Below are 1,495 nucleotides of genomic sequence, written 5' to 3' on the forward strand. Positions count from 1 at the left end.
GTGATGATGTTGATGCGCTTTGTGGTCAGGTCCAGCTCGTCGGCGAGCTTCGAATAGATCGAGAAAGGGTTGACCGGCATCAGGCGGCCGGTGAGTTCGATCGGCTGCACTGGCGTGGCGATCGGGAAGAAATTCGTGAGGCCAAGCGGGTCATCGACTGTCTTCAGGATCACGCCCGTATCGTCGACGAAGTAGACCTTGCGGCTGGTTTTGCACCAGATTTCCCAACCTGTCAGGTCGTTGTCGGATTCCCCGCGCGCCTTCTTTTCCTGGTCGCTCGTCTGCATCCCAATCATGGCGGAATCGAACGCCGTATCTTCGTTTTCGCGCGAGACGACGAACCGGAACGACAGCCATGGGCACTCGCTCCAGCGCTTGGCCGGACCATGGCGGAAATCGCGCCAGCTTACGGCTTCGAATTCGATGCGCTCGTTTGCGAGCCGTTCAGAAGGCTGAGAAGCCCCCGTGGGTGCTTGGGCGGCGTCGACCTGTACAGAGGCGTCAGGCTCCCCGCCATCTGCGACACCGCTGCCGGGGCCATACCCGTCAGTTTCTGCCTTAGCAGCTTCTCCACCGTCTTCGGCCGCAAGCTCATCAGTCACATCCTCTACGATGTCGCTCTTGAACCGGAGCCGCACCACGCCGCGACCAGCCAGGAAGGCGTCTTGAGCCTCGCCCTCCAGTTCGACCTGGAGCTTGGAATCGTCAACCTGCACCTTTATCGATCGCTCGATGATTTCCGCCACGTCTTTGCCGGCTGGATCTTCATCCGCGAAACGACGCCGCACGTCTGGCGCGGGCGGGCTGTTGATGACCGCCGGCACGATGGTTTCGACGTTGGCGTATAGGATGTTGAAATCGTAGGTCGAGCCGAGCGTTGTCGACGTGGTGTAGTCGCGGCTCGATGTCTCGCCAGTGAAGGCTTTGACGGCCTTTTCGGCATCATCCAGCCACTGCTTTTCAAGCTTACCGGCAGCTTCGACACGGTTCAGCCATTTGGCGCCCTCGTCGCGAAGGGCCTTTCCCTGCTTCTGCTGGTCGGGTGTGCGCTTGTCAGCCTTGGCCATGGCGGCAAGATGCCGGGCCAGCCAGCGAAAACATAAGCCGCTTGAAACGCTAGGGGATCAGCCCCGCGCGGACCAACGAACGGCGAAGGGATTGGTTGGCGGTTGTGGCAGGCCCGTTAGTTGAACGACCACTCGTTCCAATTTTTCACGCCGCTACCCTCGAACAATTTAAGCAAGTTCCCGCGTGCTGCGAGGCGCTCATTTGCCATCTTTACGGGATCGTAACCCTCTGGCGCTGGTGAGTACCCTAACACCGCATGAGCCTTGAAATTTTTCAGCCCATCATCGATGACACAAAATGCCCCTGCGTTGACATCTGTAAGCCTTATTTTGCGGATTTCTCCAGCCGATGCCCAAATGTAGCCGGCATCTTTTCTCTGGTGATTTTTCGCAAGTTGGCCCTGCATAATGTTTTCCCAGGCTTCAAC

At 58.5% G+C, this 1,495-nt stretch carries 1 protein-coding gene and 1 pseudogene; both read right to left on the minus strand.

The genetic code is table 11. The features are described 5' to 3' along the window. Positions 1-1,067, minus strand: a pseudogene (locus EN906_RS33935) (hypothetical protein); the annotation flags it as partial. A gap of 116 nt (positions 1,068-1,183) precedes the next feature. Further along, positions 1,184-1,495 (minus strand): hypothetical protein (locus tag EN906_RS37595; RefSeq protein WP_164777596.1); only part of this gene is annotated, 312 nt, incomplete at its 5' end.

It is taken from the genome of Mesorhizobium sp. M7A.F.Ca.CA.004.06.1.1, from assembly GCF_003999135.1.
GTDB lineage: Bacteria > Pseudomonadota > Alphaproteobacteria > Rhizobiales > Rhizobiaceae > Mesorhizobium.